Origin of the sequence: Fodinicola feengrottensis, from assembly GCF_039530045.1 — a bacterium.
Lineage (GTDB): Bacteria > Actinomycetota > Actinomycetes > Mycobacteriales > HKI-0501 > Fodinicola > Fodinicola feengrottensis.
This window is the reverse complement of sequence record NZ_BAAANY010000056.1, coordinates 1-25,519: the sequence shown is the minus strand read 5'-3', so window position 1 is coordinate 25,519 and position 25,519 is coordinate 1. Positions and strand designations below refer to the sequence as shown.

General features: G+C 65.5%; 23 protein-coding genes and 1 pseudogene. 13 read left to right on the top strand and 11 right to left on the bottom strand.

Annotation, left to right across the window (positions count from 1 at the left end; all coding sequences use genetic code 11):
* Positions 1-885: 885 nt before the first annotated feature.
* The 5 genes from ABD301_RS41820 to ABD301_RS41800 form a co-directional block, all read right to left on the bottom strand.
* The gene (locus tag ABD301_RS41820; RefSeq protein WP_344315551.1) at positions 886-1,710 is read right to left on the bottom strand and encodes an AfsR/SARP family transcriptional regulator; all 825 of its coding nucleotides are present in this window, start codon (positions 1,708-1,710) and stop codon (positions 886-888) included.
* Between the two features lie 174 nt (positions 1,711-1,884).
* Complete coding sequence (locus ABD301_RS41815; protein WP_344315549.1) at positions 1,885-2,802, bottom strand: endo-beta-N-acetylglucosaminidase H; 918 nt, start codon at positions 2,800-2,802, stop codon at positions 1,885-1,887.
* 257 nt (positions 2,803-3,059) lie between these two features.
* On the bottom strand, positions 3,060-4,037 hold the full coding sequence (locus tag ABD301_RS41810) for a phosphotriesterase family protein (protein ID WP_344315548.1): 978 nt from the start codon (positions 4,035-4,037) through the stop codon (positions 3,060-3,062).
* 37 nt (positions 4,038-4,074) lie between these two features.
* A complete protein-coding gene (locus ABD301_RS41805) occupies positions 4,075-5,739 on the bottom strand; it encodes an FAD-binding dehydrogenase (RefSeq protein WP_344315546.1) in 1,665 nt (554 codons plus the stop codon).
* 136 nt (positions 5,740-5,875) lie between these two features.
* Positions 5,876-7,096 (bottom strand): PucR family transcriptional regulator, encoded by a 1,221-nt coding sequence (locus ABD301_RS41800; RefSeq protein ID WP_344315544.1) that lies wholly within the window; start codon positions 7,094-7,096, stop codon positions 5,876-5,878.
* Between the two features lie 236 nt (positions 7,097-7,332).
* Here ABD301_RS41800 and ABD301_RS41795 point away from each other — a divergent pair, with 236 nt between their 5' ends.
* Together ABD301_RS41795 and ABD301_RS41790 are read left to right on the top strand one after the other, a co-directional pair.
* Positions 7,333-7,995 (top strand): TetR/AcrR family transcriptional regulator, encoded by a 663-nt coding sequence (locus ABD301_RS41795; protein WP_344315542.1) that lies wholly within the window; start codon positions 7,333-7,335, stop codon positions 7,993-7,995.
* The gene (locus ABD301_RS41790; RefSeq protein ID WP_344315541.1) at positions 7,992-8,450 is read left to right on the top strand and encodes a GNAT family N-acetyltransferase; all 459 of its coding nucleotides are present in this window, start codon (positions 7,992-7,994) and stop codon (positions 8,448-8,450) included. The genes ABD301_RS41795 and ABD301_RS41790 overlap by 4 nt, the downstream gene beginning before the upstream one ends.
* On the opposite strand, the gene ABD301_RS41785 is transcribed toward ABD301_RS41790, so the two are convergent.
* Entirely contained in the window at positions 8,430-9,611 is a 1,182-nt protein-coding gene (locus tag ABD301_RS41785) for a serine hydrolase domain-containing protein (protein ID WP_344315540.1), read from the bottom strand. The two genes, ABD301_RS41790 and ABD301_RS41785, sit on opposite strands and share 21 nt — an antisense overlap.
* 134 nt (positions 9,612-9,745) lie before the next feature.
* Between ABD301_RS41785 and ABD301_RS41780 the strand changes: the two genes are divergently transcribed.
* Genes ABD301_RS41780 through ABD301_RS41755 form a run of 6 tightly spaced genes read left to right on the top strand, consistent with a single transcriptional unit; the run spans position 9,746 to position 16,462 of the window.
* Complete coding sequence (locus ABD301_RS41780) at positions 9,746-10,882, top strand: DmpA family aminopeptidase (protein ID WP_344315539.1); 1,137 nt, start codon at positions 9,746-9,748, stop codon at positions 10,880-10,882.
* Complete coding sequence (locus ABD301_RS41775; protein ID WP_344315538.1) at positions 10,879-12,570, top strand: ABC transporter substrate-binding protein; 1,692 nt, start codon at positions 10,879-10,881, stop codon at positions 12,568-12,570. Before ABD301_RS41780 ends, ABD301_RS41775 begins: the two co-directional genes overlap by 4 nt.
* Positions 12,567-13,553 carry an ABC transporter permease gene (locus tag ABD301_RS41770; RefSeq protein ID WP_344315537.1) on the top strand — a complete coding sequence of 329 codons (987 nt, stop codon included), beginning with the start codon at positions 12,567-12,569 and terminating at the stop codon, positions 13,551-13,553. The genes ABD301_RS41775 and ABD301_RS41770 overlap by 4 nt, the downstream gene beginning before the upstream one ends.
* Positions 13,550-14,515, top strand: coding sequence for an ABC transporter permease (locus ABD301_RS41765; RefSeq protein WP_344315536.1), 966 nt, complete (start codon positions 13,550-13,552; stop codon positions 14,513-14,515). The genes ABD301_RS41770 and ABD301_RS41765 overlap by 4 nt, the downstream gene beginning before the upstream one ends.
* Entirely contained in the window at positions 14,512-15,489 is a 978-nt protein-coding gene (locus ABD301_RS41760; RefSeq protein ID WP_344315535.1) for an ABC transporter ATP-binding protein, read from the top strand. Before ABD301_RS41765 ends, ABD301_RS41760 begins: the two co-directional genes overlap by 4 nt.
* A gap of 1 nt (position 15,490) precedes the next feature.
* The gene (locus ABD301_RS41755; RefSeq protein WP_344315534.1) at positions 15,491-16,462 is read left to right on the top strand and encodes an ABC transporter ATP-binding protein; all 972 of its coding nucleotides are present in this window, start codon (positions 15,491-15,493) and stop codon (positions 16,460-16,462) included.
* Here ABD301_RS41755 and ABD301_RS41750 read toward each other — a convergent pair.
* Both ABD301_RS41750 and ABD301_RS41745 read right to left on the bottom strand, forming a co-directional pair.
* Positions 16,452-17,993 carry an AMP-binding protein gene (locus ABD301_RS41750; RefSeq protein WP_163566920.1) on the bottom strand — a complete coding sequence of 514 codons (1,542 nt, stop codon included), beginning with the start codon at positions 17,991-17,993 and terminating at the stop codon, positions 16,452-16,454. The two genes, ABD301_RS41755 and ABD301_RS41750, sit on opposite strands and share 11 nt — an antisense overlap.
* Positions 17,986-18,708: an enoyl-CoA hydratase/isomerase family protein gene (locus ABD301_RS41745; protein ID WP_344315533.1), complete on the bottom strand. Its 723-nt coding sequence runs from the start codon at positions 18,706-18,708 to the stop codon at positions 17,986-17,988. The genes ABD301_RS41750 and ABD301_RS41745 overlap by 8 nt, the downstream gene beginning before the upstream one ends.
* Before the next feature lie 85 nt (positions 18,709-18,793).
* On the opposite strand from ABD301_RS41745, the pseudogene ABD301_RS41740 reads away from it, so the two are divergent.
* Positions 18,794-18,895, top strand: a pseudogene (locus ABD301_RS41740) (SUMF1/EgtB/PvdO family nonheme iron enzyme); the annotation flags it as partial.
* A 214-nt stretch (positions 18,896-19,109) separates the two neighbouring features.
* Positions 19,110-19,904 carry a MarR family winged helix-turn-helix transcriptional regulator gene (locus ABD301_RS41735; protein WP_344315532.1) on the top strand — a complete coding sequence of 265 codons (795 nt, stop codon included), beginning with the start codon at positions 19,110-19,112 and terminating at the stop codon, positions 19,902-19,904.
* On the opposite strand, the gene ABD301_RS41730 is transcribed toward ABD301_RS41735, so the two are convergent.
* On the bottom strand, positions 19,884-20,048 hold the full coding sequence (locus tag ABD301_RS41730) for a hypothetical protein (RefSeq protein WP_344315531.1): 165 nt from the start codon (positions 20,046-20,048) through the stop codon (positions 19,884-19,886). The genes ABD301_RS41735 and ABD301_RS41730 overlap by 21 nt on opposite strands.
* A 515-nt stretch (positions 20,049-20,563) precedes the next feature.
* On the opposite strand from ABD301_RS41730, the gene ABD301_RS42720 reads away from it, so the two are divergent.
* The 3 genes from ABD301_RS42720 to ABD301_RS41720 all read left to right on the top strand — a co-directional run bounded on the left by ABD301_RS42720 (position 20,564) and on the right by ABD301_RS41720 (position 22,425).
* Positions 20,564-20,806, top strand: a complete 243-nt coding sequence (locus ABD301_RS42720; RefSeq protein WP_390623907.1) for a helix-turn-helix domain-containing protein — start codon at positions 20,564-20,566, stop codon at positions 20,804-20,806.
* Between the two features lie 234 nt (positions 20,807-21,040).
* A complete protein-coding gene (locus tag ABD301_RS41725) occupies positions 21,041-21,559 on the top strand; it encodes an SLATT domain-containing protein (protein ID WP_344315530.1) in 519 nt (172 codons plus the stop codon).
* Between the two features lie 2 nt (positions 21,560-21,561).
* Entirely contained in the window at positions 21,562-22,425 is an 864-nt protein-coding gene (locus ABD301_RS41720; protein ID WP_344315528.1) for an SMODS domain-containing nucleotidyltransferase, read from the top strand.
* Between the two features lie 121 nt (positions 22,426-22,546).
* Here ABD301_RS41720 and ABD301_RS41715 read toward each other — a convergent pair whose 3' ends face one another.
* Positions 22,547-23,794: a hypothetical protein gene (locus ABD301_RS41715; RefSeq protein WP_344315527.1), complete on the bottom strand. Its 1,248-nt coding sequence runs from the start codon at positions 23,792-23,794 to the stop codon at positions 22,547-22,549.
* Positions 23,795-23,942: 148 nt separating this feature from the next.
* Positions 23,943-25,244 carry a hypothetical protein gene (locus ABD301_RS41710; RefSeq protein WP_344315526.1) on the bottom strand — a complete coding sequence of 434 codons (1,302 nt, stop codon included), beginning with the start codon at positions 25,242-25,244 and terminating at the stop codon, positions 23,943-23,945.
* Between the last annotated feature and the right edge of the window lie 275 nt (positions 25,245-25,519).

Here is a 25,519-nt window from a genome sequence, read left to right as displayed (position 1 = left end):
GATATAATAAGACAAGTAAGCCAATCACCTCCGGCTTACACAGAAATCGTGACAGGCTCCACGCTCTAGCGCCCGATACTCAACTGCTTGCTTCCTACGAAGCGGTAATGAAGCCCATTCGTACCCACGTGGGTGCCACTGTGAAAATCGGACCTGATTCGGGGCCTCGTCGGGCGAAGTACACCACCGCACCGGTCTTCTTCGCGGCCGCGACAGGTTCGCGCCGTATGCACGCACGCACCCCAGGCGTTGGGCGATGACCCACGTTGGCTCACCGCCCGCAGCCGCCAGCACAATCAGCGCGCCCAACCGGTCCCGATGCTCAGCCCGCTCCGATCGGGCCCGCGCACTCAGAATGTTCTGCTCGGCCTCAGACAGGAGGATCACATACGGACTGGACATCGACATGATGATCTTGTGCCGGACACCAGCCAAGATCAGCGACACGACACGCCGCCAAACAGCCGGATCCGGTCACCATCTCGTCATCTATTCGCACACCCGGCGGCGATTGGATCGAGCCGGCATGATGAACCTCGTGGTGAAATACCCCGACTCGACCAAAGCATCCCTGCACTGGCGCCTGACCGACCGAGCACGACAACGGTGGCCTGAGATAACGAAAATCGTCGTACGCCACGCGCGAACTTCAGCTACATCGACGCCACCCTGTCCGACGGCAGCACCCAGAAACTGTGCCGCCTGCGTTACACCGGCTCCGCACACCGATGGGGCTTCGCCATCTACCGAGCCAGTCACGACGACTACACAGACTCCCTGTTCCCCACCGGCATACCCACCGGCACCTGCGAAGACGCCCTCGACACCGCCTGCGGCCTCTACCTCAACGACCCCACCGCCTGGACCTAATCCCCGCCTTAGTAGTTACCGGAACCTCGAGTTCGCGAACGGGACGGGCCGCCCGCGGGCGGCCGTGCTCGTCGGCCAGCAAGTCGGCCGATGGGCACGGTCGCGCGGTAGCAATGTTGGGTCGCCCCGCAGAATCGCCAGCTCCAACCGCTGCAAGCTGGGGCCGGGCTCGATCCCGAGCTCGTCGACCAGCCGCCGTCGTACGGTCCGGTAGAGGTCCAGCGCCTCCGCCGCACGGCCAGCGGCGTACAACGCGGTCATCAACTGCCCACAGAGCCGTTCCCGGCCCGGATACCGACGGACGTGGACCGTGAGGTCGGCGATCACGCTCGCGTGTTCACCTCGCTCGATCCGGGCATCGAGGAAATCCTCCACGGCACCCAGATAAACCTCATCCCAGTTGGTGGCGACGACCTCGCGGATCGGCACCTCGCCGAGGTCCGACAGTGGTGATCCGCGCCGTAAACGCAGTGCCGCGGCGAAAAGGTCGGCCGATCGCGCCGCGCGGGCCCGCGCGATCATCGCCGCGAATCGATGGGTGTCCAGCTGCTCAGGGGAGATCGCGAGCTGGTAACCGTCGGACACCTGCCGAAGAACCGGTTCCGGCAGGAGGGCGCGGGCCCGCCGGACATAGTTGCGGATGGTCGCCGGCGCGGTCTTTGGCGCCGCACCCGCCCACAGCTGTGCGGCGATCGTCGTCAGTGACACCGACGAGCCGGCTTGGTCGAGAAGACAGGCCAGCAGGGCACGTTGCATTCGGGCGGGGACCACGACCAGCTCGCCCCGGTGCCGAACCTCCAGCGGGCCGAGCAACGAGAACGTGATGCCATCGGTGGCCATCCGGACTCAACGCCGGTACGAGGTGGCCGGCACGCCAGGAACGTTGCTCCGCATGTCCGTCTCCCTGAGGGCTGGTACGCGCCGATGTCCCGCTTTTTGCGGGTAAGAACGATCAGCAACGTTTGTACCCAGCCCGGGATGGGACATGTCCCACGGACGCGGTACTCAGGAGTCCTAACCCGAATAGACGGCGTCGCTGCCGTACAGCGGATTCGTGAAGGCGGAGATGTACTGGTGCATGTCCGACCCGGTGAGGTTGTACGTGAGATAGACGCCGTATCCCTCGCTGACCGTCCGCTGCGCGAGGCTCGCGGCGGTGCCCGAGTCTGTGTCGGTCAGGCTCACGGCCGCGGGCGACAGCTTGCTTTTGGACGACGGCCCTGGCGGCACGGACCACGTCCCGTACCAGGGATTCCACGCGTAGTCGAAGCTGTTGGCGATGCTCACGCCGCCGTAGCTCAGTCGCGACGAAGACGGGCCGATGCCGTAGAACGTGATGAGTTTGCTGGGCATGTTGGCACGCAACGCCGACACGAGATAGACGAACGAGCTGGCGTTGGGCTGCCCGGTGCCGTTGACTCCGTAATCCGCGTACTCGTCGTCGAAGTCGATGCCGTCCAGCCCGTATTGGCTGACCGCCTGGGAAAGTTGGTTGGCAAACGCGGTCGCCGCGGCTTGCGACGGGAAATTGGCGAACCCGGCGCCTTGGTGGTTGCCCAGCACGGACAGCAGGACCTTGATGCCCTTCTGCTGCAGCGGACGGACCTGGGTCGCGACATTGTTGAGGACGTTCTGGACCTGACTGTTGAAGGACAAGTACGCGTTGGAGCCGTCGTAGTTGATGTTCGCCGCGAAGATCACGGCGAGATCGAACACCGGCGCGCCGCCCTGGGCGAGCGTGTATTTGCCGACGTTGGTCATGCTCTGGTCGTTCACCTCGACGTAGACGACCGAGACGGGGCCGGTCTTCGCGGGACGGCACGCGGCGGCGGTGGCCGCTGCCGGCCACATCGCGGCGGCGGTCGCGGCCACCACCGCCACCGCGGTCAGCGCCGACACCAGTCTGCTTCCTCGACGGAACGTTCGCCTCATCGATGGTCTCCTCGTCTCGGCGCTCGAATGGACCTGGCTATACCGGTTCATGACACGGAACTGGAGGCAACCACCGTCAGCAGTCCGGGAACGATCTCGTCGAGGGCAAACCCGAAATAAATCGGTATAGCACATAATCGGCCGCTGTCGATCGGCTGTCAAGAGTGCGAAACACTATGAGATCCCAGCCCACTTGAGCCTGAAGCCAGCCGCGATCCACTCGTTCGGCAGCGTGAAGAAAGGCCTGTTTGGTGTGTTCAGATGGTCGGGACCGGCTCGAAGAACCGTCGCGGGTTCGCCACCAGCATGGTGGTGATGTCCTGCTCGCTGACGCCACGCTCGCGCAGGGCCGGCAGCACGTCACGGGTGATGTGCAGGTAGTGCCAGTTCGGGACCACCACCGGAATCTGCTGCTGGGGCAGCCAGTCCATATAGCAGGCCGCGTCGTGCGACAGCACCATGCTGCTCGCGTACCCGCGCTCGCACAGCGCGACCACCGTGCCGACCCGCTGATCGAACGGCAGCAGCAGGTCGAGCCCGAACCGGTCCATGCCCAGCAGCGAGCCCCGGTCGGCGACCTCGGTGAGGTAGCCCAGGTCGGCGGTGTCACCGCAGTGCCCGATCAGGACCCGGCGCAGGTCCACGCCCTCCTCGGCGAAGATGTCCTGCTGCTTGAGGCCCGTACGCGACACGGCGTGCGAGTGCGTCATGATCGGCGCACTCGTACGCAGCTGTGCCTTCGCCACCGCGCGCAGCACCCGCTCGACACCCGGAGTGACTCCGGGTTCGTCGGTCGCGCACTTCAGGAACGCCGCCTTTACCCCGGTGTCGGCGATGCCCTCGACGATGTCACCAACGAACAGGTCCACCAGCGCGTCTTCGCCGCCCATCACGCCACCGGGCCGGAACGTCAGGTAGTGCGGCACGTCGTTGTACGTGTAGAGGCCGGTGGCGACGACGATGTTGATGCCGGTGTCCGCCGCGATCCGCTGGATACGGGGGATGTAGCGGCCCAGGCCAATCACGGTCGGGTCGACGATGGTGTCGATCCCGGCGGCGGCGAGCTCGTTGAGCTTGCGGATCGCCTCCGGGATCTGCTCCTGCTCACGGAAGCCGTCGTCGTCGGGGTAGTTGGCGACAAACTCCGGGCTGAGCACGAAGATGTGCTCGTGCATCAGCACCCGGCCCAGGTCAGCGGTGTCCAACGGACCGCGAACCGTTTCCACCGTCGTCATTGGCGCTCCTTGGTCTTCGTGGTGGGGTGCGGTGAGGTCAGGCCAGGGTTTTGGCCAGGGCCAGCCCGGCGGCACGGCCGGAGAAGATGCAGCCGCCGAGGAAGGTGCCTTCCAGCGCGTTGTAGCCGTGCACTCCGCCGCCACCGAATCCGGCGACCTCACCGGCGGCGTACAGGCCGGCGAACGGTTCGCCGTCTGGTCGCATGACCTGCGAGTCGAGGTTGGTCTGCAGGCCGCCGAGGGTCTTGCGGGTCAGGATGTTCAGCCGGACCGCGATCAGCGGGCCATGCGCCGGGTCCAGGATGCGGTGCGGTTTGGCGTCTCGTACGAGCTTGTTGCCGAGGTAGCGGCGCGAGTTGCCGATTGCCATCAGCTGCAGGTCTTTTGAGTACGAGTTGCTGACCTCGCGGTCGCGCGCGACGATCTGCCGCTCCAGGTCGGCCAGGTCGAGCTGCGGGCCTCGCGCCAGTTTGTTCATCCCGGTGACAAGCTCGGCCAGCGTATCGGCCACGACGAAGTCGACCCCGTGCTCCTTGAACGCCTCGACCGGTGCCGGCGCGCCCTTGCCACCCCGGCTGCGCAAGGCGGCCTTCAGGTCCTTGCCGGTGAGGTCGGGGTTCTGCTCGGAGCCCGAGAGCAGGAACTCCTTCTCGATGATGCTTTGGTCCAGGACGAACCAGGAGTAGTCGTAGCCAGTGGCCAGGATCGCCTTCACCGTCTGGTTGGTGTCGCAGCCCGGGAACAGCGGCACCGGCAGGCGCTTGCCGGTCGCATCGAACCACAGCGACGACGGGCCGGGAATGATGCGGATCGCGTGGTGCGGCCAGATGGGGTTCCAGTTGTGGATGCCCTCCGGGTAGTGCCACATCCGGTCCCGGTTGACCAGCGCGCCGCCGGCGTTCTCGGTGATGGCGAGCATCCGTCCGTCCACATGGGCCGGTACGCCGGTGATCATGTATTCGGGGCAGGCGCCCAGCCGCTCGGTCGGCCAGTTCTTGCGGATGAGGTCGTGGTTGTGGCCGATACCGCCGGAGGTGACAACGACCGCCTTCGCCCGCAGCTCGAACTGCCCCACCGCCGTACGCGAGGACGCCTTGCCTCGTTCCAGGTCAGTGGGCTCCAGCACGGTGCCACTCACGCCGACCACCGCGTCGCCTTCGACGATCAGGTTGTCGACCTGGTGACGGAAGGCGAACCGCACCAACCCGCTCTTCTCGCCTTCGAGCACCGGCTCGGCGAAGATTCGTACCACCTCAGGGCCGGTGCCCCAGGTCAGATGGAAGCGAGGCACCGAGTTACCGGGGCCGTCGGCGACACCAGTGCCGCGCTCGGCCCAGCCCACCACTGGCGCGGACCGAAGACCAAGGTCGTGCACGTATTGATGCTTCTCCTGGACGGCGAAGCGTACGTACGCCTCCGCCCACTGCCGCGCCCAGAAGTCCTCGTCCTCGCGGTCGAACCCGGCCGAGGCCATCCAGTCCTGCCGGGCCAGCTCGTACGAGTCCTTGATGCCAAGGTGGCGCTGCTCCGGAGTGTCCACCATGAACAGACCGCCGAGTGACCAGAAGGCCTGAGCGCCGAGGTTGTTGCGGTTCTCCTGGTCCACGACCAGGACCCGGCGGCCGGCCTTGACCAGCTCGTGGGTCGCGACCAGGCCGGCAAGACCGGCGCCGACGACGATCACCTCGGGCTCGAAAGTCATTTCGGTTCTCGCTTTCGTATTAAAGAGTTTATTGCTCGGTAACGCCCTACCCGCGTCCACCATCCCGTTTGTCCGGGCCGCCCGGAAAGCCAATCGTCGCCCCGGATGAGGACCTTCATCAGTCGGTGACAAACATTCAGTGCCTCGCGGGCGTGAACGCTCCGGTCGAGGTCGGGTCCGCCCGAATGCGGGCCCGTTGCCAGGCGATGTCCAGCACCAACCGGTCCCAGGGGTGCTGCGGGTCCCGTCCGGTCAGCTCGTGGCAGCGGCGCAGGCGGTAGCGCAGGGTCTGCGGATGCAGGTGCAGCTCAGTGGCCGCGTCGGTGGCCGACCCGGTCGACAGGTAGGCCCCCAGCCCCTGCACCAAGTGGCGGTTGCCGGGCTCGTTGAGCTGCCCGAGCACCGCGGCCACCAACCGCCCTGGGTCGGCTGTCTCCTTACCGGCAAGAGTGCTCAGCACCACCGCGTCTCCCTCGTTCAGTACGGAGTGGATGGCGAAGGCGTACTCAGGGGCGGTGTCCAGGGCCCGCACCGCCAGCTCGTAACCGGCCGCGACCTGGGTGACTTGCTGCCGGGCCAGCACACAACCCTGCCACGCGTACGAGCACACCGTGGATTCCACCGCACCGGCGACCCGCTCGGGCAGCAGCAGCACGGCATGCCGGCCACGCAGCGTCGCCAACAGGCCGGGGTCCTCGTCCGACAGAGTGAGGTCGCCGAGGAAGCTTTTCAGGGCATCGCTGTCCGCCAACGCCTTGCCGTCGACGGGCCGTGCCACCACCAGAAGCAGCCGCTGCGGCAACGTCAACCCGAGTTCCCGGCCGCGGTCGGCGACCACCCCGGCCGAACTCATCCGCCCGATCAACAGGTCGTCCAGCAGTTCCCTGCGAGCACGGCCACGATCGCCGGCCAGCCGTTGGGTGGCCGCGATGTGCCCGGACGTCATCGCTTCGGATATCTCGTCGCTGACGGTCAGCAGGACCCGGGTCAACGCCTGTACGTCCTGGATCTCCAGGCGGTCATGGCCCAGCTCCAGAACCTTGTCGGTCATCACCACGGCCGCGATCCGGTACGAGCGCAACACCGCCCGGAGCGGTCGACCGTCCTCGGCGCGAGCGCTGCCAATCGAGTGGAACCGGGCCAGGTCCTGGTCCGTGAGGCTCCGATCCTGTGCCCACGCCTCCAGTACGCACAGCACGGCCCACGAGCTGATCGCCGCCACGTCCCGCCGCTGGTCGTCCTGCAGCTGCTGGTAGGCGGGGATGGCCGCCCGCACCGTGGCGCTCATCGCGGCGACCACCTCGGTCAGCCGTACCCGGACCGCCTCCACCACCGCGCGGCGCTGCTCAAACACCACCCGACCCGTCCTCTCCGCGGTTGTCAGGTGATCAAACTCGCGACGACACCGTCCCGCAACGTCAGATCCGATAATGGCGGTGCACCCTCGCGGGCCACTCGTCAGCACGGCGCTCAACCGGGACTTCAGCGCCGGATGAGGTAAATTGGGCACTCGATTTACCAACCGAATCGATCGATCGATCGGGAGCCCATCCGGTTCCGGTGAGGAGCGCGGCCATCGCAGGCAGGCAGACGGTGCCGGAAGCGGCACCGGCGACCACCGAGGAGCAGATCGTCCGGGCCGCGGTACGGCTGTTCGCCGAGCGGGGTTTTCACGCCACCGGCATCCGGCAGCTCGCCGAGCAGGCCGGAATCAACTCCTCGACGCTTTACCACTACATGGGAACGAAGGAGGACCTGCTGTTTCGGATCGTGCAGGACAGCTCGAAGCGGCTGATCGAGGCTGCTCGCCAGCTGACCGCGCGCGAGCTCGATCCGCCGGCCGCGATCTGCGGTCTGGTGCAGATCCACGTGTGGTCGCACGCCACCTACTCGGCCGAGACCGCCGTCGTCGACAACGAGCTGCGCGCGCTCGACAAGCCCCGGCGCGAGGCGGCCGTACGGCTGCGTGACCGGTACGAGGCATTCTGGTCGAAGACCGTCGAGGCTGGCTGTGCGCGCGGCGATTTCCGCGTACCCGACCGTCGGATCGCGCGTTTGGGCATCCTGCAAATGTGTTCCGGTGTTGCGCAGTGGTATTCGCCGTCCGGAAAGCTGTCGCTCCGCGACCTGGTCGCGGCGCACGCGCAGATGGTTCTGGGGGCGCTCGGCGCATCCCGCGACCGCGACCAGGTGCGGACGTTGTTGTTGGAGGCCGACGCGCAGCCCATCGCCGACCGAGTGTGGAGCCAGCCATGACCGTGACGCTTCGTTCCGCGCAGGAGCGGGATCTGCCGGTGATCCGCCGGATGCTGGCCGACCACGCCGCGTCCGAGGCCGGGTTGGACGTGCCGGCTGGCCGGACCGAGCTGGCCGAGGCGCTGTTCGGCCAGGCGGCGCACGTGCACGTTGTCGTCGCTGTGGCCAGTGGTGATGACGACGACCGGGTGGTCGGCATGGCGGTGTGGTATCGCACGTTTTCGTCCTGGGCGATGGCCAGCGGCATTTGGCTGGAGGACCTGTACGTCGACGACGAGTTCCGCGGCGCGGGGGTCGGCCGGCTGCTGATGGGCCATCTGCGCGAGCGTACGACCGGTCGCATCGAGTGGGACGTGACCGTCGGGAACACCGGCGCCGAGCGGTTCTATGCCTCGCTCGGCGCCAGTCCGGTGCCGGAGATCAACCGCTACCGGCTACCGGCCGTTCCTGAGTAGGTCGGCTCCGGAGACGTTGCAGTCCTTCTTGCAGGCCGCGATCACCGCCTGCAGGAAGGTCTTGGAATTGATCTCGTTCTCGTCTCCAGCGGTGTTTTCGGTTGTCACCACCACAATGTCCATGCTCGGGATGACATAGATGAACTGTCCGTTGAAGCCCCAGGCGAAGAACATGTCGTGGCCGTCGATGGTACGCAGCCACATCAGCTGCCCGTAGCCGAACTCCGGCGTCTCGGGGTCGCTCCACACCCGTTGGGTGGCGTCCGCGATGTCCGCGGCCGGCACCAGCTGCGTGCCGTTCCACTGGCCGTGTTGCAGCATGAGCTGGCCGACGCGGGCCATTTCTCGCGGTGACATATAGACGTTGTAGCCGCCGGAGGAAATGCCCGTCGGGTCCGAGCCCCAGTGTTCGGCGGTGATCCCCAACGGGCCGAAAAGCTTCTGCGCGGCGAGACTGGCGGTGCTCATGCCGGTGGCCTTGGTCAGGACGGCGGACAGCACGTGGCTGTTGCCGGTGCTGTAGTTTCCGGTCTTTCCGAGCGCGGCCGGATCGAACGTACGGTCCAGAATGGCCTTGACCCAGTCGTGCTGCTTCTCGATGGCGTTCTCGGTGCAGTCCTCCTGCCACTGCAGGCCGGAGGTCATGGTCGCCAGATGCCGCAGCGTAATGGCGTTTCGCGGATCGCTCGGACCGGTGAAATACTGCGGCAGGATCGACGAAACCGGGACGTCCAGGCTCTGGATATAGCCGTCCCGGACAGCGATGGCCAGCAGCAGCCGGAGAATCGTTTTGGACGCCGAGTGGATGTTGTTGCTGTCCGTACGTTTGCTGTTGTGCAGATAGCGCTCCATCGCCAGCTTCCCGTGCCGGATCACCAAAGTGCTCAGCAGCAGCGGGTTGGACTTGATCTGGTTGAGCCCGTCCTCGAGCTTGCCGGAGTCCAGATCCACCGCCTCGGGTGTCGACGTGGTCCAGGCGTTGTCGTCGCCGTGGTACGTCGGATTGTCCTCGTAGAAATGGTGCGTGACGGTCGGGTCGGGTTTTTCCTGACATGGCGGGTCGGCCGCGGCGACCGGTGCCGGCGCGGCGACCAACAGTGACGCCAGGACGGACCCGGCGACCAGTGCGGTTCTGACCTGTGAACGAAATGTGACGACCATGGCGGCGAACCTACCGATCGATCGATCGATAGTCGAGAGGGTTGTTGACGGAGATCTACATCGGCCACTAAGGTCCGGAAAATCACTCGATCGATCGATCGGTCGACGGGGAACGGAATCGCTGGAGGTGCGGCATGCCGGATCGGCGGCGGACCCATCAGCTTCAGATCGTGATCGGGGATGGCCGGACCGGGCCGCACAACGCCATCACCGACGTGCCGGGCGTACGCGTCGGACACACGACGTTGTGTCACGGTGACGGCCCGCTGGTACGGGGAAGGGGCCCGGTCCGCACCGGCGTGACGATCGTCCATCCGCAGGCCGGTGATTCCTTCCAGCGACCGGTGCACGCCGGAATTCACTGGCTGAACGGCAATGGTGAGATGACCGGCACCGCCTGGCTGGTCGAGAACGGTCTGCTCGGTTCGCCGATCGGGCTGACCAACACCGGAAGCGTCGGTGTCGTACGCGACACCCTCACCGCACTGCAGTGCGAGCAGGACGGCCAGCAGCCGTGGACGCTGCCGGTGGTCGCCGAAACCTGGGACGGCTTTCTGAACGACGTCGGCGGCCAGCACGTGTCGCCCGAGCACGTACGCGCCGCGTACCAGAACGCCGCCGGCGGCCCGGTCGCGGAGGGAAACGTGGGTGGCGGCACCGGGATGGTCTGTCACGACTTCAAAGGCGGCATCGGTACGTCGTCCCGCGTGGTGTCCACAGTGGACGGACCGGTCACCGTCGGTGTTCTGGTGCAGGCAAACCATGGCATCCGGAAGCGGCTGTCGATTCTCGGCGTGCCGGTGGGGGAGGTCGTGGACTCCTCGGTCGTACCGGTGCCGGAGATGCCGGAGGCCCCGGGCGTACACGGCGCCGGCTCGATCATCACCGTGGTCGCGACCGACGCACCGCTGTCGGCCCGGCAGTGCACGCGGCTCGCGCAGCGCGCGACACTGGCGATCGGGCGGACCGGTGGTGCCGGCGAGAACGACAGCGGCGACGGGGTGATCGCGTTCTCCACCGCCGGCGCCGGTGTCATCCCGAGCGCCGGGTACGCACGGCAGCGAGCCGGGTCGTACCAGGTGGACGTGCTGTCCGACGACGCCATCGACGCCTTGTTCTACGCGGTCATCGACGCCACCGAGGAGGCGATCCTGAACGCGATGCTCGCCGCGCGGACGATGACCGGCCGAGACGGCGTGGTCGTCCACCAACTGCCGGCTGAGGTGTTGTTGCGTACGCTCGCCGACTTCCGTCGCGGGCCGCTCGGGTGAGACGCGCGGGGATAGTGGCGCTGTCGTTGACAGTGGCATTGACTGGTTGTTCGTCGGTCGATGTGTCCACAGTGGACACCGGGCCGCAGCCGAAGCTGGGGCCGCATTTCGGCGGGACGCTGGTCGAGCTGTCGACGACGAACAGCGGCTCGGCCGACCCGCAGGTCAACTACACGCCGGCTTTCTGGTCCCTGCAGACGATCACCTATGACGGCCTGACCGCGTACGACAAGCTCGGACCGAACGCCGGCCAACACGTCGTCGGCGATCTCGCGACCGGCGTCCCGCGGCCAACCGACGGCGGCACGAAATGGAGTTTCGTGCTGCGCGACGGCATCCGGTTCAGCGACGGCAGCCCGTTGCGGCCGGCCGACGTGAAAGCGTCCTTCGAACGGATCTTCAAGGTGCACGGCCCGACCGCGAGCACGCTGTACGGTTCCATCGCCGGCGCCGACAAATGCCTGGACAAACCCCAGAACTGTGACCTGTCCCAGGGAATCGCGATTTCCGGTCGCACGATCACTTTCACGCTGACCGGACCCGACCCGGAATTCGCCCAGAAACTCGCTTTGCCGCACGCCGCGATCCTGCCGGCCGGTACGCCCGCGACCGATCAGGGCACCGATGTGTCGAAACTGCACGGCACCGGGCCGTACTACTGGGCCTCGTACGAGCCGACCGACGCGGTGGTGCTCAAACGAAATCCGTACTTCCACCAATGGTCGGCACCGGCACAGCCGCTGGGCTATCCGGACCAGATCGTGCAGAAGTACGGCCTGGAGCCCACCGACGAGGTCACCGCGGTCGTGAACGGCCAGGGTGACCTGGTCGTCGACCAGCTGCCGGGTGACCGGCTGCCGGATCTGGGTGCGCGCTATCGATCGCGGGTTCATCTCGACCAGCAGGGAGTGGACTGGTATTGGGCCCTGAACACCCGAATTCCGCCGTTCAACAATGTGAAGGCGCGGCAGGCGGTGAACCTCGCGTTCGACCGTAACGCCGGCGTCATTCATTTCGGTGGTCCGGCCTTGGCCAGCCCGAGCTGTCAGATCCTGCCGCCGGGCATTCCCGGATATCAGCCGTACTGTCCGTGGACGGCTCACGCCGGTGACGGCCGGGGCCGGTGGAAAGGCACCGATCTGGCGCGGGCCCGCCGACTGGTGGCCGAGTCCGGTACGGCCGGTCAGTCGGTCGGCGTCGTACCGGCCAACGACCCGATGCAGGTCGCGATGGCCGAATACCTGCAGACCGTACTGACTCAGCTGGGATATCGGGCCACCGTGAAACCGCTCGACGCGGCGCTGCAGTATCCGTATATCCAGAATTCCGGAAACCGGGTGCAGGTCGGTTTGACCCAGTGGTATCAGGACTATCCGGCGGCCAGCAATTTCCTGCGCGTTCTGCTGTCCTGCGGTGCGTTCACCCCGAACTCCGATTCAAGCCCGAATATCGGCGGATTCTGCGATCCTCGGGCCGACCAGGCGATGGACGTGGCCAGCAGGCTGGAAGCCACCGACCCCAAGGCAGCGGACGCGGCCTGGGCCGGCGTCGACCGGACCGTCACCGACCAGGCGCCGTGGATCAGCATGTTCGCCCCGAAAACCCTCGGTTTCGTGTCGAAACGGCTGGGAAACTACACGTACAGCGCGCAGTTTGGTTTCCTGGCCAGCAGGGCGTGGGTGTGGTGAGCGCCGCGGGGAACTGGCGGGCGGGGCTCGGCCAGCTGGTCAGAAGCCCACGAGCAGTCGGTTCGCTGGGCATTCTGCTCATCGTCGTGCTCGGGTGTGTCCTCGCGCCGGTGTACGCGTGGTTCGCTGGGAACGTCGATCCGTTCGCCGCGAACCCAGTCGGAACCGTCATGGTGCACGGCGTAAGCGTGCCGCTGCTGCAACCGGCTGCCGGTGGCCTCGGTGTCGTGCCAGTCGGTCCGACCGGGGACCCGGCTGGCTACCTGCTCGGCGCCGACGGAAATGGCAGGGACATCGCTGTACGGGTGCTCTACGGCGGTCGGAACACCCTGTCGATCGGGTTCGCGGCGGCCGTCGTGGCTACCATCGGCGGGCTGATCGTCGGGCTGCTGGCCGGCTATCTGCGCGGCGTGGTCGATGTGGTGCTGTCCCGAATTCTCGATGTGGTGTGGGCCTTTCCGGTACTGCTGCTGGCGATTTCGTTGTCCGCGGTGAGTTTCCAGTCGGGCTTGAACTTCGGTCTGGTGAAGATCGGTTCCGGCAACCTCGCGCTGCCGATCTTCATCATTGGCGCGGTTTACATTCCGTACACGGCAAGGGTTGTTCGCGGCTCGACTCTGGAGTTGACCGGCGCGCCTTTCGTCGAGGCCGCGGTCGGCTATGGCGCCTCGCGGGCCAGGATCGTCGGCAAGGAACTGCTGCCGAACGTTTTTCCGCGGATTCTGGTGCTTTTCCCGGTGGTGGTGGCCACCGGAATCATCCTGGAATCCGGCCTGTCGTTCCTTGGCGTCGGCGTACGCGCGCCGGATGCGAGCTGGGGCACGATCGTGCAGGACGGCATCGGGTTGTTGCGCAGCCGGCCGCTGATCGCGATCGTGCCTGGCGCTTTTGTCGCCGTCACGGTGTGCGCGCTGAATGTGTTCGGTGACGCCGTACGGGACGCGTTCGATCCCAAAGCCGCGGTGAAGGTGCGTACGCCATGATCGCCTTTCTTTTGAAGAGAACGCTCGGCGCCGTCCTGGTGCTGTTCGCGGTGAGCGTACTGGTCTTCCTGATCTTCTTCCGTACACCTGGCGTCGACCCGGCCAGGCAGATCGCCGGTCGGCAGGCCGACCCGCAGACCATCGCCCAGATTCGCGCGGATTTTGGCTTGGACAAGCCACTTCCGGAGCAGTACGTGATGATGATGCGGCGGCTGGTCTGGGATCGTGACCTGATCTCGTACAGCGATCGCGGGCTGGTCCTGCCGCGGGTGGTGAAAGCCGTGCCGGTGACCGCCTCACTGGTCGGCGGCGCGGCGCTGGTCTGGCTGCTGATGTCGCTCGGTGGCGGCGTCCTGTCCGCCGTTTTTCGTGGCCGGATGCTGGATCCGCTGATCACCGGGCTCGGGCTGGCCGGCGTCTCGTTACCGGTGTACTGGCTCGGCGCGGTGGTGAACCTGCTGACCCAGGACACCTTTCATGACAGCCTTTTCCAGTGGCTGCCGGCATTGGGCTACACGCCGTTGAACCAGGACCCGCTGAAGTGGTTCGAGCAGTTGCTGTTTCCGTGGATCACCTTGGCGATGGGGATGGCCGGCCTCTATTCGCGGGTGTTGCGTTCGGATCTGATCGAGGCCGACCGGTCGGATTTCGTCCGTACGGCCCGAGCGAAAGGCCTCAGCGAGTCGCGAGTCCTGTGGCGGCATTCGCTGCGTACGTCGCTGATCCCGTTCATCAGCCTGTTCGGCTTGGATTTCGGTGCGCTGATGGGAGGTGCGGCGGTGCTGACGGAGGAGGTTTTTGCCTTACCCGGAGTGGGAAACCTGACGTACCACGCGCTGAGCCGGTTCGATCTGCCGGTGCTGATGGCGGTGACGTTGTACGGCGCGTTCGCGGTAGTGATCGTGAACCTGCTGGTGGATATCGGATACGCCGTACTCGATCCGCGGATCAGGGTGCCATGAGTGTGCTGGACGTCAGGGACCTCACCATCGACTTCCGGACGGCGAACGGGGTCGTACGGGTCGTCGACGGGGTGTCGTTCAGCATTGGCGCCGGCGAGATCCTTGGCATGGTAGGGGAATCCGGGTCAGGAAAGACGCAGACGATGCTGGCCGTCATGGGCCTGATTCGCGACCCGAACGTGGTCGTCGGCGGCCAGGCGCTCTTGGACGGCGAGGATTTGCTCGCGCTGCCACCAAAACAACTGCGGAGGGTTCGCGGCAAACGGATCGCGATGGTCTTCCAGGATCCGATGACCTCGCTGAACCCGGTGCACCGGATCGGATTCCAGATCGCCGAGCAGATCCGCCAACACGAACGCGTGCCGGCGCGCGCGGCACGCCAACGCGCGGTGGAATTGCTGGCGATGGTGGGAATCGCGGAGCCGAGGCTGCGGGCCCGCGACTATCCGCACCGGTTCTCCGGCGGTATGCGGCAGCGGGTGATGATCGCGATGGCACTGTCCTGCCAGCCGGACATCCTGGTCGCGGATGAGCCGACAACGGCGCTGGATGTGACCGTACAGGCGCAGATTCTGGACATGATCGCGAGGCTGCGGACCGAAACTGGTACGTCGGTCATGCTGATCAGCCACGACCTTGGGGTGATGGCTGGTTATGCCGACCGGGTGCAGGTGATGTACGGCGGCCGGCTGGTGGAACAGGCGCCGGCGGCGGAACTTTTCACCGATCCCCGGCATCCGTACACGGTCGGGTTGCTGGCATCGGTGCCGCGTACGGACCGGCCGCGACCGCATCGGCTGACGTCGATCCCGGGTTCGCCGCCGGCGCCCGGAAAACCGCGGACCGGATGTGCGTTCGCGACCCGGTGCGGCCAGGTTTTCGACCGCTGTCGTACCGAAGTTCCCGCGCTGGTGCCCGAACCGGGTGCCGGTCACCGAAGCGCGTGCCTGCTGCCTGGCGCGGAGGGGAGTTGAGATGTCCGATGAGACGCTGATGACCGTCGACACGGTGTCCAAATGGTTTCCCGCCGGACCGGGATTTCGCCGCCGACGGCGACTGACCGCGGTCGACCGGGTGTCGTTGCGCGTACGGCGTGGCGAGACGCTGGGCATCGTTGGTGAGTCCGGCTGCGGAAAGTCGACGCTGGCCCGCTGCCTCACCCGGCTGGTGGAGCCGTCGAGCGGACGGATCGAGTTCGACGGCCAGGACATCACCTCGGCCGGCCATCGCCGTTTGGTGCCGGTACGGCGTGATCTTCAGCTGGTTTTCCAGGATCCGTACGCCAGCCTGAATCCGCGCCGCCGCATTGGCGCGACCCTCGCCGAACCGTTGCGCGTACACCGGGAAAAACCAACGAAGGACGGCATCGCCGAGCTGCTGCGTACGGTCGGGCTGGACGCGGCGTACGCCGAGCGGTTTCCGCACGAACTCTCCGGCGGGCAACGCCAGCGTGTCGGCATCGCGCGTGCGTTGGCGTTGCGGCCCCGGCTGGTGGTCGCGGACGAGCCGGTGTCCGCGTTGGACGTGTCGATTCAGGCGCAGATTCTCAATCTGCTCGACGATCTCAAGGAGCGGTTCGGCCTGACGTACGTCTTCATCGCCCACGACCTCGGCGTCGTACGGCATACCAGTGACCGGGTCGCGGTGATGTATTTGGGCCGGGTGGTGGAAACCGCGCCGGCCGGCCGGATCTTCCAGGCTCCGGCGCATCCGTACACGAAGGCGTTGCTGAGCGCCGTACCGGTGCCGGATCCGACCGCCCACCGGACCGAGCGAACGGCGTTGACCGGCGAGGTGCCGAGCCCGATCGACCCGCCGGCCGGCTGCCGTTTCCATCCGCGCTGCCCCCTCGCGACCGGCCGATGCCGTACGGAGGAGCCGCTGTTGACCCCGCTGGCCAGCGATCATGAGGTCGCGTGCCACTACCCGCTAATCGTTACGGCGTAACCCATTCGTCGCGTGCGCGGTCGTACCGGCGGGTGCTTCGCAAGGTTTCTCGCAGCGTCTTCTTGGCGACGCGTTCGGACGGGGTCAGTGGCATTTGGTCGACGTACGCCCAATACCGCGGCACCTTGAAGGCGGCCAGCCGGTCAGCGCAGAACCGGGTCAGTTCCTCGGGGGAGTGGGTGACACCGTCGTGGAGCTGGACGACCGCGTACACCTCTTCGCCGCGCAGGTCGTCCGGTTCCGGTACGACCGCCGCGACCCGCACGCCAGCGTGTTGCGCCAGCACGGTCTCGACCTCGAGCGCGGCGATGTTTTCCCCGCTCCGGCGGATCATGTCCTTGGTCCGCCCGGCGTAGTAGACCCGGCCGGCGGTGTCCATGCTCACCAGATCACCGGTATGGAACCAGCCGCCGCGAAACGCTTTCGCGGTGGCTTCCTGGTCCCGGAAATAGCCGTGCATCATGCCGGCTCCCCGCAGGACCAGCTCGCCGGTGACTCCCCGCGGCACGGGATTGTCGGCGTCGTCCACGACCATGGCCTCCTTGCCAGGCACCGGTCGGCCGAGGCAGGTCGTCCCCACCGCGTGGTCGTGATCGTCGTCGAACACCCGCAGGTCGGCGCCGGTTTCGGTCATGCCGAAGGCTTCCACCCACGGCACGCCGAAGCGTTCCTCCAAGGCGCGGTGGATCGCGGTGGGAATCGCCGATGCGCAGACGGTTCGTACGACATGCTTTCGATCGTGCCGCGCCGGCGGCATTTCCAGCAGCAGCTTGGGCATCAGGCCCAGGCAGTAGAACCAGGTGACCCGGTGGCGCTCAATGTCGGCCCAGAACGTACGCGGATGGAAGCGGTCCAGGACCACCAGTTTGCATCCGGACAGCAGGCTCAACGCGACATTCCACTGTGGATCGATGTAGTGGAACGGCTGAGCCGTCAAAATGATGTCGTCCGCGGTGATTTTTGGTGAGTGCTCGACCAAACTGGCGGCCAATGTCGTCCAATATCGCTGCGGAAGGACGCATCCCTTGGGTGCGCCGGTCGTACCGGAGGTGTACTGAATGTTCGCCACGGTCTCGGCCACGACGGCCGGCTCGGCCGAATTTTCTTTCGTCGTCAGGGAAAGGTCCGCACAGTCGACGATTTTTTCCAGTGTCGTATCAGGCTGGATCGTTGCCAGCAGGTCGAGGTGGGCTTTTTCGGTAATTGCCAGTCGCACCTGCGAATGAGCCAGAATGCCAGTGGCGTCGTGCCGCCGGTAGCCCGTGTTGACGGGCACCATTGCGGCGCCGAGCCGGCCCAGCGCGAGCCAGCTGAGCGCGAACTCCGGCCGGTTGCCGAGCATCACCGCGACCCGGTCGCCGGGTCCGACGCCGAGTGCGGCGAGCTGTCGCGCGTACGCGGCGGTGCTCACCTCGATGTCGGCGAAGCTCAGCCGGTCGCCGGTTTCCGGGAATTCCCAGGCGATGCGGTCCGGCCAGCGGTGCGCGGCCCGACGTACCAGCGCGGGGAGGGTGTCGATCGGCTCACCCATGTCGCTGGCTTTCCAGCGCGTCGGAGATCTCCTGCTCCAGGGCCGCCTCGACGGTGCTGTCGATGCCGGCGTCGAGCGCCTTTTTGGCCAGGGCCAGCGAAAGTCGGGGCAGCATGGCGAGTTTTCCGGCCCACGCCAAGGCGGCGTCGAGCAGCTCGTGGGCTGGTACGGTCCGGTTGACCAGGCCGAGGCCGACGGCCTGTGCGGCGGTGACAGGCTCGCCGAGCAGGAGCAGCTCCTTGGCCTTCAGCGGCCCGACCAGCAGCGCCAGCAGGCGGGTGGCGCCACCGGTGACACTGAGCCCCAACTCGACCTCGGGGAACCGGAAAACGGCGTCGTCGGCGGCCAGTACCAGGTCGCAGCCGAGCGCGAACTCCGCTCCGGCGCCCACCGCGTACCCCTGGACGGCAGCGACCACCGGCACCGGAAGCAGCCGGATCAGCCGGGTGATCTCCTGCAGCCGGACCAGCCGGGAAGCCAGCTCGTCGGGTGGGACCGGCGGCGCTTTCAGATCGTGCCCGGCACAGAACGAGCGGCCACGGCCGGCGAGGACAACCGCGGCTGCTGGCCGCTCCCGGATCGTACGCAGCGCGTCTACCAGGCCCTCGATGAGCGCGCCGTTGACAGCGTTGAGCGCCGCCGGCCGGTTCAGCCAGATCACCCCGATCTCGCCGACCCACTCGACCTCGACGGCCCGCTGCCCCGTACCGCTCACCCTCGCCGCCTCTCAGCTGCCCAATCGATCGATCGATCGATCGACAGTATCGAGCGGCTTCTCCCGTCGTCAAGGCGTCGCTCCCGTCGCTTGCTGCCAATGGGCCGGCGGACGGCTGCCGGACGAGACGGAATGGGAGTACGCGGCCCGCGGCGGGCTCGTCCAGCAGCGCTATCCGTGGGGTGATTGCAAACCGTTGTCGGGTCGCCGCCCGTACCGCGAACACGCTGGACAGTACGAGCGGAAACACTGGATTCCGGCTCGCTGCCAGTGATAGTCGACCGGGGGTTGTCGAATCCGGGCAGCGTTGTTCGTAGCTAAAGTGAGCGGCCGCCCAGGAGGGCGCCGTCACAACCACAGGAGGCCGGCCGATGTCGCACCCACAGGCCAAGGTTCACCGCATGTTCGAGCTCGTCGAGCCGATCGGCACCATCACCTTCTCCACGGTGCCGGACGAGGCGTTTATGGCGCTGGGCATGCGCAACTACTGGGACGGATACTTCGCCGGCCGAGCCGCGCCGCTGGGGCTGGCACCGGCCGAGGTGGTGCACGCGGTCTTCTACAACTTTGCCGACGGCGAGGTGGCGCGCCACATCCCGTGGGTCTGGGGGAAGATCACCCCGCAGGAGGCGATTGCCGTACGCGAACGGGGCAGCGCCACCGCGCTGCGGCAGCGAATAGGGGAGCTCGCTGACTCCTCCGGTCTGCTGCGAGTCGCCGATCTCGCCACCCGAGCAGCGGTCAGCGCGCCGACCGAGGGCAGAGTGCTGTACGCCGGGCTCCGGGCGCTCGACGTGCCCGCGGAGCCGGTCGCGAGGCTCTGGCACGCGGCGACGCTGCTGCGGGAACACCGCGGGGACGGCCACAACATCGCCCTCGTCGCCCACGGCATCGGCGGCACCGAGGCGCATGTCCTGCTCGCTCTCTCACTTGGAATGAGGGCGCAGGAGTTCGGCCGGATCCACCATCTGCCCAAGGCGCAGTTGGCCGCTGTCGTCGACGGACTGCGCCGCCGCGGCCTGGTGGATGCCGCCGGCGGGTTCACCGACGCCGGCCGCGAGATCAAGGAGCGGATCGAGGCCCTCACCGACGAGCTGGCGGCGCCGCCGTACGACGTCCTCAGCACGGACGAGCTCGACGAGCTGGTCGCAGGCCTGGAGCCGATCGCCGCCGCGTTATCCGGCGGCGGCCAGTGACTCCAGTGCCATCGCGGTTTCCAGCGGGATCAGGCGCGAGTTCAGCAGCGCGGCGACCTCCCAGCGGTCGTACTGCCACACCATGGAGAACAGTTGCAGGAAACTGCGGTGCGCGGGCGCTTCGTCCTCGCCCGGCATCATCATGCGCATGCGATGGTGGAGGACGAACGTACGACGTGACACCCAAACGACGAATACCCACCACCGTTCTAACGAGGCTTCGCGAAGAAGCGGTTCTGTGGTGCACTTCGGCGACGAGGCGCCGATTCGGTCGGACTTTCACAGCGGCACCACTGGGCGCCGACAGGCCAGACTCGGTGCTGGCCAAGCCTGGTCAAGGCATTCTTCGGCGATCCACGCCTTCGATACATCACGTTCCGAGTCGGCACCTGGTCAGCGAGTCGCGGGCGCGGTTGATCCGTGGTGCCGGTCGCAACGAAACGGCGCGGTTCCACGGCGGGCGGACGGGGAGCGGACAAGGGCGCTGAGGTTTTCGAAGCGTTCTACGAGCCGGGCGATTCCCCTGGGTGGACCCTGGCCGTGGTGGCTCCGCAGGCCATACGACGGCTCGGAAAACCGGCCTTGACCTGCGGTGATGGGTGGACCTTCTGAGTGCTTACTCGAAACGATTGGACCTGGTGTCTTCGCTGGTCAACGCCATGGACCTTCTACGCTCTGAGGAGCGGTGGGCCGCGTTGAGGCGAAGTGTCCGGTCGGATTGCGCTCCGCGGGTGTGGCGGATCAGCGATCGACTGGACGAAGCGGCGGTGTCTACGCTGATCGCGTCCTACCGGTCGGGTGTGACAGCTGTTGAGCTTGCCAAGCGGTTCGACATCAGCAAGAGCAGTGTCAAGAGGATCCTCCGCGAGCGCAGCGTGCGACGACGGGCGCTCGGCAGATGAGCCTGGCTCACACACAGTGGTGGCTCGATGGGGATCGCCGCCTACGGATGCCTACGGATCTGGACCGGCCCTGTAGACGGCGCTCGCGCGGAACTAGCGGCGTTGTCAGAGCTGTCGGTCATGGCGCCGACTCCGCAGCCTGTGGAGGACGCTGTGGCCTCTGGACGTACAGAAGAAGGTGCCTCTTCGGGTGAGTGGCGGAGACGCCCGGCTACATGGCGGTAACGTTGGGCGATGGAAGACGCGGAACGACGCCGGGCGCTGGATGAGGAGTTCCAGCGCTTGGAAGAGAGCGCGATGTATAGCGCCCAGAACCAGTTCGAAGTAGCCAAGCAGTGGCGGGGCGTCAACCTCATGTTGGGTTTGCCAGCCAGTGTGCTTGCGGCCGTGTCTGGGGCAACAGCACTCGCGTCGACAACCGGACGATTGTGGGCGGGTCTTCTCGCCCTGGCTGCGGCAGCATTTGGCGCCATCCTGACTACGATCAACGCAAGCCATCGCACAAATCAGGCGGCGGCCGCTGCTAACGCATATCTGGCAATCCAGACCGCGGCGCGTCAAGCTCGGCTGCTCGATCTACATTCTTCCGATCTTGACGACGCGCGGAACACTCTGGCTGAAATTACCGCCCGACGTGATGAGCAGAACAAGACCGCTGAACCTCCGAACAAATGGGCGCGTCGGCGCGCGCAAAAGAGCATCGGCAGCGGCGGTCAGACGTATGGAATAGATTCACCTGAGGTGGGAGCGTAGACATGGCTAAGACTGTGGCGCAGGGCTTCGATGTGTTCCTTGAACGGCTAACGCCTCTTGCATCGCAGCGGTCGGCGGCAGCTGCGCACAGGTCTCGCGTGGAGACCTCGCTGAAGAAAACTCTGTCGGTACTTGTAATGCGTGAGACGGGATCGTTCCATCACGGTACAGGGGTTCGCAATCATAGCGATGTCGATGTTCTTGTCAGTATAGGTAACGGCAAACCCGGGTCATCAGATACCGCTCTGACCTGGGTTAAATCTGCACTCTCGGCATCGTTCCCGACGACCACTGTGAAGGTCAGTCGCCCGGCGGTCGTCGTCGAGTTCGCCGGCGGGGCGGAAACGTGGGAAGTTATACCTGGATTCCTTAAATCATCCGATCCATCGGTTCTGTATGACATCCCCGGTCCAGCGGCTGGTTGGATGGAGTCAGCGCCCACCGCGCACCTTGACTACGTAAACGAGTGCAATAAGAAAAAGGGCGTTGAAGACGGAGCGAAAAAGTTAGCGCGGCTAGTCAAAGCCTGGAAGTACTACTGCAACGTCCCGGTCTCGTCGTTCTATTTAGAAATGCGCGCGGCTCAGTATATGGCCAGCCAGGACGGATTCGTCGCCGTGTGGGATGCATGTCTCCTACTTGAGGCTCTTCAGCGCAACAGTATGGCCGCGATGAACGACCCCAAGGGACGTACGGAACGTTTTCATCCGTGCTCGTCTGAATACCGCAAGGTCGATGCGCTTTCAAAGGTCAATACGGCTGCCAGTCGCGCGAGGAAAGCGCTCGACGCGTATCGAGCCGACAAAACTGACGATGCGTTTTATTATCTCGACCTCTTGTTCGGAGGGCGATTTCCCGCACGATAGCGATGGTTTGAGCAAGCGACGGACACGTCTGCCGGCCTATTGCGTCGCGCTCAAATCGACTGGCTCTTCTCGTGACGTATTGACCGCTTCGCCAGTCTCGGGTAGACCTGTTTGGCGGCCCTTATCGTTGGATGACTGCGGTGATTAATTCGAGTGTGATTTCGCGGTCGCGGTCGCCGTCTTTGTGGAGCACAAACGCGGGGCTACCTTGGATGGAGTTCATGTCACGCAGGTAGCGGGGATGGGCACGAATGATCGCTTCGGCTTCGGCGATGATTGCGGTGGCGTTTTTATTGCGGATGAACAGCACCATGGCGGTGTGTGTATCGCGCCAGACGATGTAGCGATCCAGTAGTTGCGGCAGGTCGTGTTCGGCGAAGGCTTTCGGTCCGGTCCACCACTTGCACTCGGCAAGGAACACAGGCCCATCGTCGCCCCAGGGCAGGTAGATGTCGGTCTTGCCGCGCTTGCTGAACGTCTCGCCTGTAGCTCCACCGTAAATGGCGTGCAACGCTGTCAGGATTGGATCACGTAGGCGTTCTTCGCGTAGATCAGCGTAGGTGACGGCGAGCCGTTCGAACATGCGCGTCGTTGAGACAATGTCTGTGACGATATTCGAGAAATCCTCATCGGTGATCGCCGGCTCTGGCGCGAACCCCTCCTGCGGGCGCACTTGCCTGACTGGGGCCACCCGTCTTCGGACGACAGGTTGTACTCGATAGGTCTTAGCAGCTTCCTTGTCTCGATGCAGCGGAACTCCGAGGATGGCCTCTGTGTCCCGGTCTGCAAGGATCTTCGCGCGGCGGCCCTCCGCGGCTTGGCGCACCTGGACCTGCAGTCGGGTATTGGCGATAGCGATGTCGCGACGGCTGTAATCGAGATAGGTATCGATCTTGGCGACTTCGTCTCGGAGGGCAGCGACGACACGGTCGCGGTCACTCTCAAGAACATCGGCCGGGATATCGCGGAAGACACTGACGTATCCATCCAAGACTGTTGCCCGGGGTGGATTGAACGAAAATGTGCTGGCCTTCAGCGAGAAAATCTCAGGGATACCAGTGAACGGTACCCTGAACATAATCCGACTTCCCGCAATGTAGGTGGGACTAGACCGGTCAGACACTGCGCGCATCACGTCGTGCGACACGTCGACACGCTGATCGGTCACGCTACCGGTTATGCCAGCCTGATCCAGACAGAGGTCCGGAACGAGATAGCGTTCAATGATCTCGTCGGAAATCTGCTCATGCGGTCGTGCAAGAATTTCGTCCGCGTTCGTCCCGGCGACCTCGGCCAGAGCGTCGCGGAGACGCCGTCCTAGCCACGCACCCAGTTCCCCCTTAGCAAACAACAGATCGTCGTACGCCATGACCTTCACTCCGCTCCGCTACTTCCCGCGACGCCCATAATGAACAACACGTGTAAGGTCGGGGGTGACATGCGCAACTAGATCCCCGACAATCTCTTCGCAGATACTCAGCATCGTTCAGTCCCCATTGTGGCTGTCCGGCACTTCATCATCGCAGTTCGAGATACGCGGCGCGGGTCGCCGAGGCGAGACGCTGCCACCAGCGCCGACGAATCGGCGGTCGAATAGGGCGGGCGATTGCGGCTTTGACTGCGTCGGCGTCGCGTTGGGCGGTGTCGGCTGCGGTGATGAGGATCAGTATGGCGCAGGCGCGAAGGGCGAGCGCAGCGATCATGCGGTCGGTGTTGGTGGCGAATCCGTGGGCGACGAGGTTGCGGAGGTTGGCGCCGTCGGAGAGCAGGAATGTGCGGAGGAATCGTTCCCAGTCCGGGTCGAGACCGCCATCGAGAAGGTGTGGGAGCAGCTCCCCGAGTCCAGGGAATTGTCCGATCTTAGTTCCGACTGACGCTCGATAGACAGGTTCGTTGAGTTCGAGCAGGAGCGCACGTGCGGCTGCTTCAACGCGGGGAACAGCAAGGTGGACGCAGGCATCGAATTCGTCCACCCAATACAGGTACAGCGCTGCAGCGAACAGCCGCGTATGGGTGGGATGTGTTCCCGACGCGGCGATGAGGCTTTCCAAGTCTGCTCGGGGTGGAATACCGAACCGGAACCTGATCAGATCCAGCGCGCCGGCGAGAAGGAACGAGTTGGCGCCGAAGTTCAGCCGTTCCACAAGAGCAAGTTGCTGCTCAAAGGCGGCGTCTTCGCCAGTGGTGACCCGCTGCGGCAAATCGCTTGCCCCGACGATCACCGTGCTGACGAGGCTGCGGAAGACTGACCGGTTGAGGATGTGTTTAGCGGTGGTCGTGTTGGCGGAGGCGCGCCCGCTCGGTACGGGCGTGTTACACCACGCAGCTACCGCCTCTTGCCAGGTGGGCGCCTTCCGGAATGGGCGCATGTATTCATTTACGACTGCGGCCGGCAGGTGGGTTTCAGTGCTGACTGTCCGCCACTCGATCGGTGCAGCGGTTTGGAGGCGGCTGGTTGCTTCCGTTTCGAGGTCCGCCAGGTGTAGACGCCGGGCGGTCGACGCGGCTTGATTGAGGTAGTAGTGCGTGGCTAGCCCGTCGTCTACTTTGCCGGCTTCGGCGAGGAGCGCATTCACCTCGGCGCGGTTGGCGCGGTCGACCCGTGCCGTATCACCTGCGGCGCTCCGGCGAATGACCGCGGCGACATCGGCGACGACATCGGGCTGGATAAACGTGTCTACAGCCGCGTCGAGAAGCTGACCGACTTTCGGGTGCACCGGCTCCTTACGGCTCGGCGCCGTCAAGACATCCAGCAGCGCAACGGCACAGTACCGGCCGTCGTCGCTCCCGGTGAGTGCCTGGTCGGCCATGGTCAGCATGGCGACCTCAATACGGTCCAGCAGATCTACGAGGTTTACAGAGCGGGCGAGCGTCCATGCTCGGATAAGACCATCGCATTGTTCGCGAGAGTGGAGGCTTCCGCCAACACCGGCGAGGTACGCTGTCGCTGCTTGCTCGGCCGCGGCCCGATTGTTGCCGTTTTCAGCTATCCGCAACGTGAAAACGATGTCGAAAAGTCGGGCCTGCGCGATCGGTGTCCGCGCTAAAAGAAAATCCCCACGGGTGCTAGATCATTTTCCCCAGGTGGGTTGGT

Excerpts from the sequence above, each read along its gene's own strand:
- ABD301_RS41720 (WP_344315528.1), top strand. The coding sequence starts at position 21,562 with ATGGCTAAGACTGTGGCGCAGGGCTTCGATGTGTTCCTTGAACGGCTA.
- ABD301_RS41735 (WP_344315532.1), top strand. The coding sequence starts at position 19,110 with ATGTTCGAGCTCGTCGAGCCGATCGGCACCATCACCTTCTCCACGGTG.
- ABD301_RS41725 (WP_344315530.1), top strand. The coding sequence starts at position 21,041 with ATGGAAGACGCGGAACGACGCCGGGCGCTGGATGAGGAGTTCCAGCGC.
- ABD301_RS42720 (WP_390623907.1), top strand. The coding sequence starts at position 20,564 with ATGGACCTTCTACGCTCTGAGGAGCGGTGGGCCGCGTTGAGGCGAAGT.
- ABD301_RS41755 (WP_344315534.1), top strand. The coding sequence starts at position 15,491 with ATGTCCGATGAGACGCTGATGACCGTCGACACGGTGTCCAAATGGTTT.
- ABD301_RS41750 (WP_163566920.1), bottom strand. The coding sequence starts at position 17,993 with ATGGGTGAGCCGATCGACACCCTCCCCGCGCTGGTACGTCGGGCCGCG.
- ABD301_RS41715 (WP_344315527.1), bottom strand. The coding sequence starts at position 23,794 with ATGGCGTACGACGATCTGTTGTTTGCTAAGGGGGAACTGGGTGCGTGG.
- ABD301_RS41820 (WP_344315551.1), bottom strand. The coding sequence starts at position 1,710 with ATGGCCACCGATGGCATCACGTTCTCGTTGCTCGGCCCGCTGGAGGTT.
- ABD301_RS41810 (WP_344315548.1), bottom strand. The coding sequence starts at position 4,037 with ATGACGACGGTGGAAACGGTTCGCGGTCCGTTGGACACCGCTGACCTG.
- ABD301_RS41815 (WP_344315549.1), bottom strand. The coding sequence starts at position 2,802 with ATGAGGCGAACGTTCCGTCGAGGAAGCAGACTGGTGTCGGCGCTGACC.
- ABD301_RS41710 (WP_344315526.1), bottom strand. The coding sequence starts at position 25,244 with ATGCTGACCATGGCCGACCAGGCACTCACCGGGAGCGACGACGGCCGG.
- ABD301_RS41805 (WP_344315546.1), bottom strand. The coding sequence starts at position 5,739 with ATGACTTTCGAGCCCGAGGTGATCGTCGTCGGCGCCGGTCTTGCCGGC.
- ABD301_RS41780 (WP_344315539.1), top strand. The coding sequence starts at position 9,746 with ATGCCGGATCGGCGGCGGACCCATCAGCTTCAGATCGTGATCGGGGAT.
- ABD301_RS41765 (WP_344315536.1), top strand. The coding sequence starts at position 13,550 with ATGATCGCCTTTCTTTTGAAGAGAACGCTCGGCGCCGTCCTGGTGCTG.
- ABD301_RS41785 (WP_344315540.1), bottom strand. The coding sequence starts at position 9,611 with ATGGTCGTCACATTTCGTTCACAGGTCAGAACCGCACTGGTCGCCGGG.
- ABD301_RS41760 (WP_344315535.1), top strand. The coding sequence starts at position 14,512 with ATGAGTGTGCTGGACGTCAGGGACCTCACCATCGACTTCCGGACGGCG.
- ABD301_RS41730 (WP_344315531.1), bottom strand. The coding sequence starts at position 20,048 with ATGATGATGCCGGGCGAGGACGAAGCGCCCGCGCACCGCAGTTTCCTG.
- ABD301_RS41790 (WP_344315541.1), top strand. The coding sequence starts at position 7,992 with ATGACCGTGACGCTTCGTTCCGCGCAGGAGCGGGATCTGCCGGTGATC.